The sequence below is a fragment of the Rubinisphaera italica genome (assembly GCF_007859715.1).
Taxonomy (GTDB): Bacteria; Planctomycetota; Planctomycetia; order Planctomycetales; family Planctomycetaceae; genus Rubinisphaera; species Rubinisphaera italica.
The window spans coordinates 706,587-721,124 of the sequence record NZ_SJPG01000001.1; the positions used below are offsets into that span (position 1 = coordinate 706,587).

Annotated in this window: 15 protein-coding genes; 8 read left to right on the forward strand and 7 right to left on the reverse strand. The window is 48.7% G+C overall.

Annotation, left to right across the window (positions count from 1 at the left end):
* Positions 1-22 precede the first annotated feature (22 nt).
* The 6 genes from Pan54_RS02735 to Pan54_RS02760 all read left to right on the forward strand — a co-directional run bounded on the left by Pan54_RS02735 (position 23) and on the right by Pan54_RS02760 (position 6,307).
* Positions 23-1,084: a tetratricopeptide repeat protein gene (locus Pan54_RS02735; protein ID WP_165441551.1), complete on the forward strand. Its 1,062-nt coding sequence runs from the start codon at positions 23-25 to the stop codon at positions 1,082-1,084.
* 225 nt (positions 1,085-1,309) lie between these two features.
* Positions 1,310-2,101 (forward strand): MotA/TolQ/ExbB proton channel family protein, encoded by a 792-nt coding sequence (locus tag Pan54_RS02740; RefSeq protein ID WP_242631202.1) that lies wholly within the window; start codon positions 1,310-1,312, stop codon positions 2,099-2,101.
* 49 nt (positions 2,102-2,150) lie between these two features.
* Positions 2,151-2,627 carry an ExbD/TolR family protein gene (locus tag Pan54_RS02745; protein WP_146502043.1) on the forward strand — a complete coding sequence of 159 codons (477 nt, stop codon included), beginning with the start codon at positions 2,151-2,153 and terminating at the stop codon, positions 2,625-2,627.
* A gap of 57 nt (positions 2,628-2,684) precedes the next feature.
* On the forward strand, positions 2,685-3,185 hold the full coding sequence (locus Pan54_RS02750) for an ExbD/TolR family protein (protein ID WP_146502044.1): 501 nt from the start codon (positions 2,685-2,687) through the stop codon (positions 3,183-3,185).
* A gap of 107 nt (positions 3,186-3,292) precedes the next feature.
* Entirely contained in the window at positions 3,293-3,880 is a 588-nt protein-coding gene (locus Pan54_RS02755; protein WP_146502045.1) for an anthranilate synthase component II, read from the forward strand.
* Positions 3,881-3,970: 90 nt separating this feature from the next.
* The gene (locus Pan54_RS02760; RefSeq protein ID WP_146502046.1) at positions 3,971-6,307 is read left to right on the forward strand and encodes a DUF1592 domain-containing protein; all 2,337 of its coding nucleotides are present in this window, start codon (positions 3,971-3,973) and stop codon (positions 6,305-6,307) included.
* 13 nt (positions 6,308-6,320) lie between these two features.
* On the opposite strand, the gene yidD is transcribed toward Pan54_RS02760, so the two are convergent.
* The 6 genes from yidD to Pan54_RS02790 form a co-directional block, all read right to left on the reverse strand.
* Positions 6,321-6,560 carry a membrane protein insertion efficiency factor YidD gene (gene yidD / locus Pan54_RS02765; RefSeq protein WP_207310025.1) on the reverse strand — a complete coding sequence of 80 codons (240 nt, stop codon included), beginning with the start codon at positions 6,558-6,560 and terminating at the stop codon, positions 6,321-6,323.
* Positions 6,560-6,949 carry a ribonuclease P protein component gene (gene rnpA / locus Pan54_RS02770; RefSeq protein WP_146502047.1) on the reverse strand — a complete coding sequence of 130 codons (390 nt, stop codon included), beginning with the start codon at positions 6,947-6,949 and terminating at the stop codon, positions 6,560-6,562. Before rnpA ends, yidD begins: the two co-directional genes overlap by 1 nt.
* Entirely contained in the window at positions 6,949-7,392 is a 444-nt protein-coding gene (locus Pan54_RS02775; RefSeq protein ID WP_146502048.1) for a hypothetical protein, read from the reverse strand. The genes rnpA and Pan54_RS02775 overlap by 1 nt, the downstream gene beginning before the upstream one ends.
* A complete protein-coding gene (locus tag Pan54_RS02780; RefSeq protein ID WP_146502049.1) occupies positions 7,389-8,129 on the reverse strand; it encodes a pyridoxine 5'-phosphate synthase in 741 nt (246 codons plus the stop codon). Before Pan54_RS02780 ends, Pan54_RS02775 begins: the two co-directional genes overlap by 4 nt.
* Before the next feature lie 130 nt (positions 8,130-8,259).
* A complete protein-coding gene (locus tag Pan54_RS02785; protein ID WP_146502050.1) occupies positions 8,260-9,582 on the reverse strand; it encodes a metal ABC transporter permease in 1,323 nt (440 codons plus the stop codon).
* Positions 9,583-9,741: 159 nt separating this feature from the next.
* Positions 9,742-11,181, reverse strand: coding sequence for an aldehyde dehydrogenase family protein (locus Pan54_RS02790; RefSeq protein WP_146502051.1), 1,440 nt, complete (start codon positions 11,179-11,181; stop codon positions 9,742-9,744).
* Positions 11,182-11,636: 455 nt separating this feature from the next.
* On the opposite strand from Pan54_RS02790, the gene mtnA reads away from it, so the two are divergent.
* Complete coding sequence (mtnA, locus tag Pan54_RS02795; RefSeq protein WP_146502052.1) at positions 11,637-12,680, forward strand: S-methyl-5-thioribose-1-phosphate isomerase; 1,044 nt, start codon at positions 11,637-11,639, stop codon at positions 12,678-12,680.
* Between the two features lie 51 nt (positions 12,681-12,731).
* On the opposite strand, the gene Pan54_RS02800 is transcribed toward mtnA, so the two are convergent.
* On the reverse strand, positions 12,732-13,337 hold the full coding sequence (locus Pan54_RS02800; protein WP_146502053.1) for a hypothetical protein: 606 nt from the start codon (positions 13,335-13,337) through the stop codon (positions 12,732-12,734).
* Between the two features lie 183 nt (positions 13,338-13,520).
* Between Pan54_RS02800 and Pan54_RS02805 the strand changes: the two genes are divergently transcribed.
* A complete protein-coding gene (locus Pan54_RS02805; RefSeq protein ID WP_146502054.1) occupies positions 13,521-14,411 on the forward strand; it encodes a 4-hydroxybenzoate octaprenyltransferase in 891 nt (296 codons plus the stop codon).
* The last annotated feature ends 127 nt before the right edge of the window (positions 14,412-14,538 follow it).

Genomic DNA, 14,538 nt, shown 5'->3' on the forward strand with positions numbered 1-14,538 from the left:
CCAATATATGACGGAGAATCTCGTGAGAGTTGATCGTTCAATTTTAATGTTATTGATGGCTTCACTGGCTGGCATCTGTCTGACAACAAATGCAATGGCGATAGACATTATCACCCGCAAAAGTCAGGAGAACCGAATTTCCGGAGAAGTCACATCGATCTCCAAAACAGCAATCAAAGTGAAGCAGCAAACCGGGGCGGAAGTTGAAATTCCGGCTAACGATATCGAATTGATCGAATGGGATGCCGCTCCTGCAACGTTAAAGGCGGCACTCGGTCAGGAAGCCAACGGCAATTACGATGCTGCGATTTCCAGCCTTCAAACTGTTCTGGATGGTTTGCCAGTAACAGCGACAAATGTTCGTACCGATACGCAATTCTTCATTGCTCGTGCACTTGCTAAAGCGGCCTTGGCCGATTCTGCCCGGATGCCTGAAGCGGTCGCCCGAATGAAAGCATTTACCGACGGAAATATCACCAGTTTTCGCTATTACGAAGCGATGGATTATCTGGGACGACTTTATCTGGCTACCAACGATTATACACAGGCCGAAGCTGCGTTCACTTCATTAGAGAATTCACCTTTTGATGACTGGAAACTTTCTGCACAATCCTCAAAAGCCCGAGTCATGCTGGCTCAAAATCAGGTCGACCAGGCGTTATCGGCTTTCGATGCCGTTTTGAAAGCTCCTGCCAAAGACGAATCCTCCAAACAGCGTCAGCTCGAAGCGAAACTTGGTAAGGCCAAATGCCTGAATATCAAAAATCAATATGATCAGGCACTCAAATTACTAGCAGATGTTATTTCCAATGCTCAGGAATCCGATTCTCGTCTGCAGGGAGAAGCACAAGTCCTGAGAGGAACGGCTCTGTTAGGACAAGGCAAAACTCAGGAAGCCATTCTAGCTTACCTGCTGGTTGATATTCTTTTTTCTGGTCAGCAGGACTATCACGCGGAAGCATTGTACAATCTGGCGAAACTCTGGCCAGCCGTTGGACAACCCGGCCGTGCCGAAGAAGCCAGAGCAAGTTTAGAAACAAATTACCCTAACAGTCCCTGGACTAAGAAACTCTCCGGGGTTTAAAGTCAGCAATTTGGCTCAAACAGATAAGTTTATCAGCTTGGCCAGTTGCTTCTGGATACCCGGTTCGTCATTATTGGAACTTAACATTTTTCATGTGAACAGAGTCTCTTTTCGATCTCTGTCGATTGAAAATCGCTAAAAAAAGCTATTGGTTTGGAGAACACCCTCGTGAAGTTGTCGCATTCAGATTCTGCATCACGCCCGCACATTGCCTTGTTATGTGTCTTGAGCCTTGTATTTTGTTTTGGACTGCAGGTGATGGGACCAGCCAGTCTCACTTCGACTGCCTATGCTCAGGGTGAAGAGGAACCAGCGGCTGAGCCAGCTGCAGAGCCTGCACCTGCGGCCGATTCCGGTTCCAGTGATGCTCCCGAAGAAAAAAGCTTCCTCATCTGGATGATTGAAGCGTCTGGTATTTTCGGGGGAATTCTGTTGATCCTCTCCATCGTCATGATGGCATTGGTCATGACCAATGTGATGCAGGTTAAACGGGATGTCTTCGTGCCTCAGGATTTCGTCGATGAATTTCAGGGAAAACTGGATGCCAAAGATTACAAAGGGGCTTACGATCTTTCCAAAGCGGATGATTCACTGATTGCCCGTATTCTGGCCGTCGGCATGAGCCGTCTGGATCGTGGTTACGAAGCCGCCATCGAAGGGATGCAGGAACTCGGCGAAGAAGAAAATATGACTTACGAGCACAAGCTCAGCTATCTGGCATTGATCTCTTCCGTCGCTCCGATGATTGGGCTGATGGGTACGGTTTACGGTATGATTCTCTCCTTCCAGAAAATCGCCACCGCGACTGTCGCTCCCAAGCCAAGCGAACTGGCCGATGGTATTTCAACTGCTCTGTTTACAACACTCGAAGGACTGGCCGTCGCGATTCCTGCTATGGTTGCCTACAGCATTTTGCGAAACCGTGTCGCCCGTTACATGCTTGAAGTCGGGATGATCAGCGAAGGTCTGATGAGCCGTCTGCCAATCAGCAAACAGCCTACACCTCCTGCTGCTTAATCAAAATCGGAACAATTCTCCTTCAAAATTTGACTTTCTGAGAAATGTCATGAGATATAAACAAACAGCTTCAACGGTCCTTGAACCGGACATGACTCCGATGATCGATGTCGTGTTCCAGTTGATCGCCTTTTTCATGCTGGTGACAAATTTCGAGCAGACTCAGGCCGACGAACGTGTGAAACTCCCGAGTGATCAGTTGGCCCGACCTCCAGAAGCTGCCCGAGACAAAGTTCTGGTCGTTAATATTGGTTTCAATCGAAACAAGCTGGGCGAAAAGACTGATCCTGAGGCTTATATTTTTGAAGGGGATGAACTGATTCCCGTTCTCGATTATGGTCGTCGTCTCCTGGAAGAAAAACGGGTTGCCCAAGCCTTATACGGACCGGAGGGGAATCAGGAAATGACGATCGAAATTCGAGCGGATTCGGAAACTCCCACAGGTCTCATTCAGGAATTGATCAAACTGTCTCAGGAGAACGGATTTGAAAAATTCTCACTCCGTGCCAAACAACTCGTGAAATAACACTTTGCTAATTATTGCGATTATTCATCTCACTCAACTGAGTGTCAGGTTTGAACCATGAAGCTGCGAAATTCGAGAGTCTCGGCAACGAAAATTGAAGCTCAGATGGCGCCGATGATCGACGTCGTCTTTCAGTTGCTGATTTTCTTCATGTTGACATTGAAAATCATCCCACTGGAAGGTGACTTCAATATCAATATGCCGCTCGGGCAACAGGCAACCGAATCACCGGACGTTCCTATTCCACCGATTAAGGTTCGCCTGACTGCGAATGAGGATGGAACTTTAGCGGGCGTTTCCATGCGACAGGTTTCCCTTGGTAACGACAATCTGGCCTTCGACCGCTTAAATGCAGAAGTTGGTAATTTGGTTGGACGTCGGGACAATCCTTTTATGGACGATCTCGAAGTCGAAATCGATGCCGATTATAACCTGCACTATCGACATGTCATTTCCGCAGTTTCTGCCTGTACTGGTTATGTCAATCCGCAAAACGGGCAAGTTATTCGGTATGTCGAAAAAGTGAAATTTGCTCCCCCACGCCGCCCCGGCACGTGAGATTGGACATCTTGGCAGGTCGCTTTTCAGACCATTGGTGTTACAATTCCCTCACGGGTTACTAATTACCAATTGCTACTATCGTCCTGTTTATGATTGTGGTCTACATGATCTTTGTTCTCGATAATTACGATTCTTTCACCTACAACCTCGTCCAGCGGTTGGGGGAAATCGATCCATCACTAGAAATCGTTGTGAAGAGAAACGATCAGACGAGCCTCGAAGAAATTGCGGAGCTGAATCCCGAGCGGATTATCATTTCTCCCGGTCCCTGCACTCCTAAAGAAGCGGGACTTTCCTGTGAGATCATCCATGAATTCGGACCGAAATTACCGTTATTAGGTGTTTGCCTGGGGCATCAATCCATTGCCGATGTCTACGGAGCCAAAGTCGTGCGAGCAGATCGACTCATGCACGGCAAAGTCTCTCGCATCCGTCACGATGAACAAGGTGTTTTTGCCGGCATCGAAAACCCGAGTATCGCTACCCGCTATCACAGTTTGATTGTCCCTCAGGAATCTCTCCCCGACTGTTTAATCCCCACCGCCTGGTCCGCTGACGAAGATTACCCGGCTGAACTGATGGGCCTGCGTCATCGCGACTTTCCGATTCACGGCGTGCAGTTCCATCCGGAAAGTTTTCTAACGGAAGCCGGCACTGTCTTGTTGAAAAACTTTCTGAATCTGGCTGCTTAGCCAATTTGATGGCATCTGCAGTCTCCTGCATGTCTTCAGATCGTTTTCCACTGAGAATCCTCTAACCTCATTTGAAGTTGAGAGAACAGAATGAAGTATTCTCAAGCGAAGTATTTTTTGGCTCTGATCGCATTTACCTTTTCACCCCCGGAAATTCATCTCTATGCTAAGGAACCTCTGCAGTATCAAGAAGATATTCGCCCGAAGCTGGTGACATTTTGTGGTGATTGTCATTCTCCAGAAGACTCCGAACATGATGTCAAGTTCCTGCAGGCAAAGAACGTAGCAGAGATGTCGCAGATGCGTTCGATCTGGAATAGTGTAGCCGAGCAACTTCGCAATCGCACAATGCCGCCTCCGGATGAAACACAACCGAGCGAGGCGGAGCGTCTTGGAGTTGCCGAATGGATTGATCAGACTTTGCAACAGACGGCTTGTGAACAGGGGCCGTTTGCGGGTTCGATTACGAGCAGACGTCTGAATCGAACCGAATACACGAATACCATTCGAGATTTACTTGGTGTTAGAACCGAAGCTGCTGTTCGATTTCCAGTCGATGGTTCCGGTGGTGAAGGGTTTGATAACAATGGGGAAACTCTGTTTTTGCCACCAATCCTAATGGAACGATATCTTGAAGCCGCTGAAGAAATTCTTGACGTTGCTCTTCCTTCACCGTCGATCAAAATCACGATTCCAGCCAATCAACTCTTGCCGCCTGATAAAAATTCAGACTCTGCGACCAGAATACTCGAACCGAAGAAATCCTTACGATTGGTTCCGCGAATCTATTCTGCCGGACAGCATTTTGTTCGTGTTCGTGCTCAACCTGTCGAGAAATCCACGACTCTCACCTTTAAAGTCGATGGGATTGTTGTTGAACGATTTGCGATTGACGGCAAACCAAAGTTCGAAGGGGATTTTCCTGTCAATTACGACACCAGCATACAACTTTCTCGGGGGTTTCATACCCTGGAAATTCGCTGCACGGGCGAAGAAAACGCGTCCGTTACATTCCTGCATTTCAAGCAGAATGATAAGGAGCTGAATCAGGATCAGTTGCGAGTCTATGAAAAACTAACCGGCACATCTCCCGGAAAGATACCCGAGAATCCGCGATCTGTTGCAATTCAGAAATTGAAGGCTTTCATTTCTCAAGCGTTTCGACGACCAGCTGTCTCGACTGAAGTGGACAAATTCATGTCCCTCTATGATCGCGCAGCTAAGCGAGATGATCCGCATGTTGAAGCCTTGAAACTGGCATTCAAAGGTGTACTGGTTTCTTCACCGTTTTTGTTTCGGGTGGAATCGCTGCCAGAATCTCAGTCACTGGAACCGATTTCCGATTTTGAACTCGCTTCGCGTCTCTCCTATTTTTTGTGGGGATCGCTGCCGGATGACGAACTATTTGAATTGTCAGCCGAGAGGCACCTGAATGAAGATACGATTCTCAAAGAGCAAGTCGACCGTATGCTCAACGATTCGCGAGCGGACTATTTCATTGATGAATTTGTTGGGCAGTGGCTAGGAACTCGAGATATTGGAGGACGTGTTGCTCCAGACACCAGCAAGTTCAAAGGAGAGTTTACAACGGAATTATTACTTGGTTTTCGCGAAGAACCCAATCAGCTGTTCGCTTACCTGCTGCAGAATAACCACAGTCTGATGGAACTGATCACCGCCGATTATGTGATCGTCAATAAACGACTGCGAAAGCATTATGGCTTTGATGAGGAAGAAAAATCAGACAAGCAGGACTGGCCCTGGTCGCCCAATCCCCAGTTGAGTAAAGATGGCCCCTTCGAAAAAGTCGCTGTTACGAATGGGCAACGTGGAGGTGTCCTCGGCATGGGAGGCGTGCATCTGCTGACTTCTTATCCCAACCGTACCAGCCCCGTACTCCGTGGTGGCTGGATCCTGGAAACGTTGTTAGGAATTCGAGTCCCGAATCCTCCGCCCGACATCCCCGAACTCTCCAAAAGCAAAAAAGGAAAGATGACCATTCGCGAACAGTTGGCAATGCATCGCGATCATCCTTCCTGCTCAGCTTGCCACAATCTGATTGATCCTCCCGGCTTCGCACTCGATCATTTCGACGTTCTCGGCCGCTGGCAGGAAGAACAGGAAGGTAAACCGATCGATGCCACTGCAACTTTTCCATCCGGAGAAACCGTCGATGGCTTGGAAGGCCTCAAAACAATCATGGTTCAACGTAAACCAGAATTCTATCGTCAACTGACCCGCAAAATGCTGGGCTTCGCACTCGGCAGAAGCCTGGACGATCGGGACGACTGCGTCATCAATCAAATCACAGAGGACATACTCAACAACGATGACTCTCTGCGGAATTTAATCAAATCTGTCGTTTTAAGTACGCCATTTCGAAATCGGCAGTTGAGCCCAGATGAAGCCTCAAATGCGACCGAGTAAATCACAGCCTGAACTACGGGGGATCATGACCACTGCCCCCCCAGGGATGACAGCGGGCTATACGTACAAGACCTTTATAGGCCCCCTGAAAAGCGCCATACTTTTCCACGGCCTGAATAAAATAATTACTGCAGGTTGGCTGAAATCGACACTGGCGTCCGATTAAGGGGCTGAGTGTCCATTGATAACAGCGAACCAAAAAAATCAAAATTCGTGAGAGTAGCCACGAGATTGCAACGGAAATACTCAGCATCAGTCTGCCTTCTTCATTTGAGCAGACTGCCGTCGTGCAATTTTTTTTGTGAGTCTGATCAATGAACTGCGGTAACCTTTTAGCGTCGGCGTATCAATCACCCGGGGAATGAGAACGAAATCAAACCCGATGGGGATCTGTTTTCTAGAGAGCCGAAAAGCTTCCCGCAAAAGTCGTTTCCTACGATTTCGTTGTACGGCATTGCCATGCTTTTTGGAGACACTCAACCCAATCCGTGAAATGCCAAGTTGATTTGCCATGCCGAATATCAATAGCATGTCATCGCCAGCCCGCTGTTTTTCAGCATACACACGATCAAAATCGCTACCACTACGAATGCGACACTCAGCAGGGAATGAGAATTCCAACTCAGAACGAGATCCTGGCATTACTCTGTCTCATCTTTCTGAGGTGGAATACCGAGTTCTTGTTCCGGGGTCTCCCTTTTCTGAAGATACCAATATTCATTCTTCAACTTAGCCGACGGTGAAGGCTTGCGAGCAATTCGTCTGGCATGGGAACCGAGATAGATGGCCATCAAGACCAGCAATCCCCCAAGGATGGCAATCCCGATTAACAGAATCCAGAAAACGGGTAGCATCTGTTTGCCTTTATCCCGCTTTTCGCGCTCTTCAGGACTCAACGCGATGGCCGCAGATGTTCCTGCTGGTGTAGCCTCGGATGTTGCGACTTCAGGAATGGATTGACTTGTCAACTCTGGAGACTGCGCAGAACATCTTCCGTTCAATCCGACCAGCGAAATCACCAGTAATAGAGATGCAATAAAGAATACCCACTGGAGTTGACCAGAAATGTCATTACGAGAAATCATACATCATTGGCCATAATCAGAGGAGGATTCAAAAGTGCCTTCATTTCCCGAACGGCTCGTTCCATCCCCACGAAAACCGCACGAGAAATAATACTGTGACCGATATTCAACTCGGAAACCCCAGGAATTTCAACGATTGGCTCAACATTCAAATAGGTCAAGCCATGTCCCATATGAAGCAACATACCACGAGTACGGGCTTCTTCCCCTGCTTCAAACAACAGATCGAGTTCTCGAGTTTGCGTTTCCACATCGACCGCTTCAGCATATTGTCCTGTATGGAGTTCAACAGCATGCACATTCATCGAATCGGCAACTTCAATCTGCTTGGCATTCGGATCAATAAACAGGCTGACCTCAATTCCCGCCTCCAGTAAACGGTCGACACAGCGTAAAACCCGATCCCGATGTGCGATTAAATCGAGTCCTCCTTCGGTCGTCACTTCTTCCCGCTTTTCCGGGACGAGCGTGCATTGATCGGGCATGACATCGAGAGCGAAATCCGTGATTTCCTCCGAAACCGACATTTCCAGATTCAGCTTTACCCGTACCGTTTCTCGCAATACACGAACATCGCGATCCTGAATATGACGACGATCTTCACGCAGATGGACGGTGATTCCGTCTGCCCCGCCTAACTCCGCCAGCGTCGCTGCCCAGACAGGATCGGGCTCTACGGTTTTTCGGGCCTGCCGCACTGTGGCGACATGATCGATATTCACTCCCAGTTTGGGCATTGAAGATTTCCTCGAATAATTAATGTGCGATATTCAGATTTGTCCTGCGATTATGACAGACAGATTCCATTCGTGAAGGGAAGGTTCATCGGGTTCAATTGGTTTCTGGAATTTTTTTCAAGATTGGAACCTAATCGGAAACTTTCGGTGGAATCGACCGGCCATGAGGATCGGCTGCCGGGGAGCCGAGATCACGTTCGATTTGTTCGCGGGATTCCTGATCGAGATAGTGTTCCATCAGATGAGCCGCATCGTGCAGGTGATCTCCAGGGAGTTGGAATTCGGTATCCAGAAATGATTCCCACAAACGATGCCCCCGGACAATTCGTTCGGCAACAAGTCGACCTTGATCTGTCAGTGAATATCTCGCTTCGCGATCAAGGTCGATCAATCCAACTTTTGATAATTGCTCGAGAGAGGCATGACGAAAATCTTCACCTGCGATTTCTTGAATTTCCTGCAGTTTCGGATACCGCTGCAGTCCGTGTCCTTTATGGCTTTCTTCCCAGCGATACAAGATTCCCAGGACATCCTCTGCATGAATTCTCTGTTGTAAACGTCGACGCCTCAATTTCAGAGCAATCAATCCCTGCGACGGAGAAAATGTAAGTGCCAGTACATATCCAAGTCCGGAAACGACTGCCATCATTCCCGCAGCACTTGTGTTCAATTGCCAGGCGATTGCATAACCAACTGCAGTGGACACCGCTGCAAACGCGCAAGAAATGAGGATCATATTTCGCAGCCGCTGAGTAAGTAGTTGGGCGGATGCCCCGGGAACAATCAGCATGGCGACTACGAGAATGCTGCCGACAATCTTGAATGATGCCACCACGCAAACCGCAACAAGCACGATTAAGGTAGCGAGCATTGTGTAGCCGTATAATCCGATGGCTGCTGCGTAGTCGGTATCAAAGACAGCGGTTTTGATTTCTTTCCAGAATAGAGACAGCCAGCCAATGACTGCAAGTAGTACAAACAGGGTTGTCCATAAAGCCGCTGGCCAGTTCAATCCCAGAAACTGAACGGTATCTAAAGCGACATATTCAATCGCGCCTTCGAGAACCGCATCGCGATCGATATGCACTTTCTCAGCAAAAATCTGCACCAGCAGAATGCCCAGAGCAAAAAATGAGGTGAAGACAATTCCGAGAGACGATTCTTCGGATGCTTGTCCGTGCGTCGTGAGCAGTCTCGTTAAACCAGCAGTCAACATGGCGAATAATGTCGCCCCGAGAAACATCGGCAACGATGATGTCGAGCCCGTGACAATAAATGCGATGACCAACCCCGGCAATACAGCATGCGAGAGTGCATCTCCCAACATACTCATGCGACGCAGGACGAGGAAGCATCCCAAAATGGCACATGTTACATTTGCGATTGAACCAACCAGAATGGTCCAGAACGCCAGTCTCAAAGTCGGATCAAGAAAGGCTGGCCAGTCGAGCATCGATATTTTATTTCCTCAACGACATCAAAAAATACGGGTGGCGGGGGCGCTCTCGAAGAGAAGCCCCCGAATCGTTGAAGTATCGGGGGCTTCCGCTGTCGCGGAGCGCCCCCGCCACCCTAAATTGAAATTGACAGGATTAAGTAATATTCGGATCTCTTAATGAACTGCCTGTGGTGGTTGATTCTGGAACGCCCGGCTGCGGAACAGGAAGTCAACAATGTTTCCTTCATGCGGTTGCAGCCAGTTGAGTTGAACCGTCTTCACTTCACCGATATTCAATCGATCGATATTCATCGCATTGACAAGTTCTGCTGACCACGCTTCGTTGTCCGTCAGAGCCGTGCAGACGAGCGTCTGGCCGATCGTTTTGATCATCTTCGCTTGAGGACATTCGACAACTGATACAAACGGGAACATGTATTCGGTGTTCGCGAGTGTGGCAGAGGGATCAGTCGCGAGCACGACGGTCGGCTTGAGAAAGGCATGACGTTCATGTTTCTCCAGTCGATCGCCATTACGATATTTCGCAGTCACTTCGGTGACGGAACCTTCTTTGAGACCCTCTTCGATTTGATCGTTCATGGCCTGGGCGACGTCGGGATTGGCAAACGCGGCTAATTGAGCGTTAGGATCGCTCATCAAAGTCGGTTCGACCTTCGCCAGTCGTTGAGCCAGGGCATCGGCAATTTCATTGGTGTGTCGTGAAGCATAAATCGCAGAGGCATTAATACAACTACGACCGCCGTTGGCCAGCACGCTATCGACCATCAAATCGAGATACGATTCCCATTGATCGACGACATCATCGCCCAGCAAAATCTTACTGAAACCAGGACCGTGCACCTGCACATTCGGATTACTCGCATATTTGTCGACAGTCGCCTGTCCGCCGAAGATCATCACTCGCTCACATTCTTCAGTGACTGCTCCCCCTACATCATGCGGACCTGGATAAAGTGAAATCGCTTCTCCGGGAATACCGGCTTCCATGAAAGCGGAGGCCATGCGATATGGAGTCCAGGGTTCGGAAGAACCGGGCTTCAGGACGAGGCCAATCTGCATCGGAATACAGGGTAACCACAAAGTGTGAACACCGGGGGAATTGGATGGTAGCACCAATCCGAGTGTTGGTGAAGTTGCCTGATAGCTGACCATCACGCCCCGATCTTCCATGCCGTAACCCTTCTGGAGAATTTCCAGAGGCAGCCCACGTGTCAGTGCATCAAGAATTTCTTTCATATTCTTGAGCACGAACGCGATTTTGTGCATATTTCCCGCACACATGTTTTCCGGCAGGCCCGTACTGGCAGACTGGATTTTGCAGAACTCTTCGGGAGTTTGCGTGCTATTTCCCAGCGGCAAGGTGGCGTTCATGTACAGGTCGCCGGCTTTGGCGCACATTTCGACCAGTTCATAAATGTCGATTTTTTTTAAGGCTTCGCGAGCTTTGTGAGCTTTTCGCATATCCATTTTCACGAGGCCACCGTTGGCCTGATGAATTTCGGCCAGTTTTTCACCGGTCTCAAAATGAACGACTTCTGCTTTTTCCAGACTCTCGTAAGGCTGTCCCCAGCGGATGACAGGTATTTCCAACATGCGTCAATGTCCTTGCTATAAAAGTCTCTCAAGGCCGATACATTCGACCAGTTTTCGAGAATGTGCGATAAAAGTTTGGGGCTCCCAGTCGCATCTTCAATGGACAGGGAGTCGAGCGATTATTGTATCAAAACTGACTCAATTGATCTTAGCCAACAGGGCTGTTTTGGCAATCCTGTGCAAATTCTTGTGGGTGGGAACGGGAGGTCAAATTGATTACAGTTGAACAATTCCGCGTTCCAAATGAAAACTGGAGAAATTCAACAAACATTAAGAACACAGGTTCGCTCCAGAAGATTAATGCAAAACATTTAACCCGGGTGGCGGGGGCGCTCTCGAAGAGAAGCCCCCGAATCGTTGAACTTCCGGGGGCTTCCGTTATAGCGGAGCGCCCCCGCCACCCAGAAAAATTCTATTAAAACTGAACATATCAAATAGAGCTTAAGCGAATTATTATGAAAACCATTGAATGGATTGGCGATGTCGATGGACATTTACGCCTGCTGGATCAGACGAAACTTCCGACCGAAACGACATTTCTGGACTGCGAAACTCCCGAGGATGTTTACGGAGCGATCAAACGGCTGAGTGTTCGTGGTGCTCCTGCGATTGGAGTATCTGCCGCTTATGGGATCATTGTCGGGCTTCGAGATGTGATTCAGACAGATCGAGCCACATTCGATCAGCAGTTTAATAAAGTTTGTACTTATCTGGCGGATAGTCGTCCGACAGCTGTGAACTTGTTCTGGGCAATTGATCGGATGCAGAAGTTGGCACAGGCGGAATCTCAATTGGATCCAGCAGCTATGCGGAAACGATTGCTCGAAGAAGCGCGGACAATTGATGACGAAGATCGCGAAATGTGCGATGCGATCGGACGTTTCGGAGCCGAGTTAATTCCGCAGGGAGCCGGTGTGCTCACACATTGCAACACCGGAGCATTAGCAACCGCTGGAATGGGCACGGCCTTCTCGGTACTTTACTCAGCTCATAAGCAGGGGAAAAACATTCACGTTTATGCCGATGAAACTCGTCCCCTCTTACAAGGGGCTCGTTTAACAGCCTGGGAACTTCTCCAGCATGGCATTCCCGGCACACTCATCTGCGATTCAATGGCAGCCTGGGTGATGAAAGAGGGCAAAATTCAAGCAGTCGTCACAGGAGCAGACCGCATCGCTGCCAATGGAGACTCCGCCAATAAAATTGGAACCTATTCTGCGGCAGTCCTCGCCAAGGCGCACAACATTCCATTTTACATCGCTGCTCCATCAAGCACGTTCGATCTTTCATTAGCCACTGGCGAAGAGATTCCGATCGAACAACGAGATTCAGCCGAAATCACACACGGCTATGGTAAGCAGACCGCTCCACTGGAAATAGACACTTACAACCCGGCTTTTGATGTGACTCCCGCGGAGTATATTGCCGGGCTGATCACCGAACGCGGCGTGATTCAACCGGTTACAACAGAAGAAATCGCGAAAGTGATTGCCGATTGAGGCGATTACATTTTGTCTATCGTCTTCCTGGAACAGATAGGATGCTTCAATTTAAGCATTCTCTTTTCGTCCCCAGACAGGAGCGATCAAGGTGATGACGATTCCGCCCAGGGAAATGGCGACCCAGTCGTAAAGTGCAGTCAGCAATTGCCAATTCCAAGGATATCTCCACCAGACGGCATCTCCAATGTTGCAATAAAAAGAACAGAGAAAGCCAACAAAGATAAAGAAGCGAACACGACGCCAGCGGGTTGGTAGAGCAGATCCACTCAATCCCAGTAAAAACGCCAGGAAAATGCAGGTTAGCATGATGTGACAGAAACCCGAATACATCACGCCGGGATCCATAAGAGGTCCCCCAGTGATGGATGCCATGCAGACAATCGCCAGTGGGCCCGCATTATGTAGTTTTGTGAATTCTGCAACCGGATCGTCTTCTTCAATTTCGTCCTCATTAGCCACTTCATTATTCGGGCTGTATCCGGGGACGAAATAAATCCCGTTTTCTGGAAAATGCTCGACCAGTGCGATTCCTGCAGATGCGGGGTCCTCAACTTTTACCACTCCTTTTTCGGGGAGTCCACTGATTCCCCAGAAAATAAATCCCCACATGAAAACCACGATCGTTGCGATCACGACTGCTAATGCCCATCTCATATTTCTATTCCCACTCGATTGTTTTTGTTCATGAAATGTTTTGTTTATCAGAAAGCAAAACCTATCCTACTCAACAGGAATGTTGAGTGAAAGCATTGGCAAAAATTGATCATTTCTTCATTCCAGTGGAAATGGTATGACATCTCTGTAAAATCGGACCTCCACGCAATTGAGTCGAAAAACATGACTACTGCTCAGAGCACTCCTACATCGACGTTCAAAAATTATCTGGGGCTGATTCGATTCAGTCACACGATTTTTGCATTGCCGTTTGCATTGCTCAGTGCCGCAATCGCCTGGAGGACTCAAGTTGAATTTCGGGTACAGGATTTGTGTGGAATTCTCCTGTGCATGGTGTTTGCCCGCACATCTGCGATGGCCTTTAATCGATATGCTGATCGTAAAATCGATGCGGAGAATCCGCGGACGAAAAGTCGTCACATCCCCGCTGGAATTCTTTCGGCCAGACAGGTCCTGGGGCTGACGATTTTCAGTGGACTGGCTTTCGTCGCCAGCACACTGCTGTTTTTTCCCAATCGAACTCCGCTGATTCTCTCCGTTCCCGTTCTTGTGTTTTTACTGGGCTATTCCTACGTGAAACGTTTCAGCATGTGGGCTCACTACTGGCTGGCTGCAGCATTGATGCTCTCGCCCATCGCGACTTGGATTGCCTTGACGGGAACCGTCGATCCCAGTTTATGGTGGCTGGCAGCTGCGATTTTCTTCTGGGTGGGCGGATTTGATATCATTTATGCCTGTCAGGATGCCGAGTTCGATCGGCAGGCTGGGCTATTCAGCATCCCGGCTCGAATTGGAATACCTAAAGCGCTGAAACTGGCTGCTTTGAGCCATTTCCTCTGTGCGATCACCCTGATTCTGTTCGCGTGGACAAGTCCACTTTCCTGGCTGTTTTTGGCCAGTGTAATCGTTGTGGCTCTGTTATTGATCTACGAGCATGCCCTCGTCACTCCTCAGGATCTCTCGCGGGCAGGCGTCGCATTCTTTAATATCAATGCGATTATCAGCATTGGCCTGTTTCTGTTCGGAATTGCAGACCTGTGGTTCACTCGATAAATTGACTGTCCGCGACAACTGGTCGCATAAGATACGAATTACAACAGACTTCAGACGATCAATGTCTAAAATAGTTATAGGATAGGCACCCTGCAATTGATGATTGCCGTCAATTACAGCACGACAA

Coding starts and splice junctions, on each gene's coding strand:
- Pan54_RS02790 (WP_146502051.1), bottom strand. CDS start 11,181: ATGTTGGAAATACCTGTCATCCGCTGGGGACAGCCTTACGAGAGTCTG.
- Pan54_RS02760 (WP_146502046.1), top strand. CDS start 3,971: ATGAAGTATTCTCAAGCGAAGTATTTTTTGGCTCTGATCGCATTTACC.
- Pan54_RS02780 (WP_146502049.1), bottom strand. CDS start 8,129: ATGCCCAAACTGGGAGTGAATATCGATCATGTCGCCACAGTGCGGCAG.
- mtnA (WP_146502052.1), top strand. CDS start 11,637: ATGAAAACCATTGAATGGATTGGCGATGTCGATGGACATTTACGCCTG.
- Pan54_RS02775 (WP_146502048.1), bottom strand. CDS start 7,392: ATGATTTCTCGTAATGACATTTCTGGTCAACTCCAGTGGGTATTCTTT.
- Pan54_RS02800 (WP_146502053.1), bottom strand. CDS start 13,337: ATGAGATGGGCATTAGCAGTCGTGATCGCAACGATCGTGGTTTTCATG.
- Pan54_RS02750 (WP_146502044.1), top strand. CDS start 2,685: ATGAAGCTGCGAAATTCGAGAGTCTCGGCAACGAAAATTGAAGCTCAG.
- yidD (WP_207310025.1), bottom strand. CDS start 6,560: ATGCTGAGTATTTCCGTTGCAATCTCGTGGCTACTCTCACGAATTTTG.
- Pan54_RS02745 (WP_146502043.1), top strand. CDS start 2,151: ATGAGATATAAACAAACAGCTTCAACGGTCCTTGAACCGGACATGACT.
- Pan54_RS02755 (WP_146502045.1), top strand. CDS start 3,293: ATGATCTTTGTTCTCGATAATTACGATTCTTTCACCTACAACCTCGTC.
- rnpA (WP_146502047.1), bottom strand. CDS start 6,949: ATGCCAGGATCTCGTTCTGAGTTGGAATTCTCATTCCCTGCTGAGTGT.
- Pan54_RS02805 (WP_146502054.1), top strand. CDS start 13,521: ATGACTACTGCTCAGAGCACTCCTACATCGACGTTCAAAAATTATCTG.
- Pan54_RS02785 (WP_146502050.1), bottom strand. CDS start 9,582: ATGCTCGACTGGCCAGCCTTTCTTGATCCGACTTTGAGACTGGCGTTC.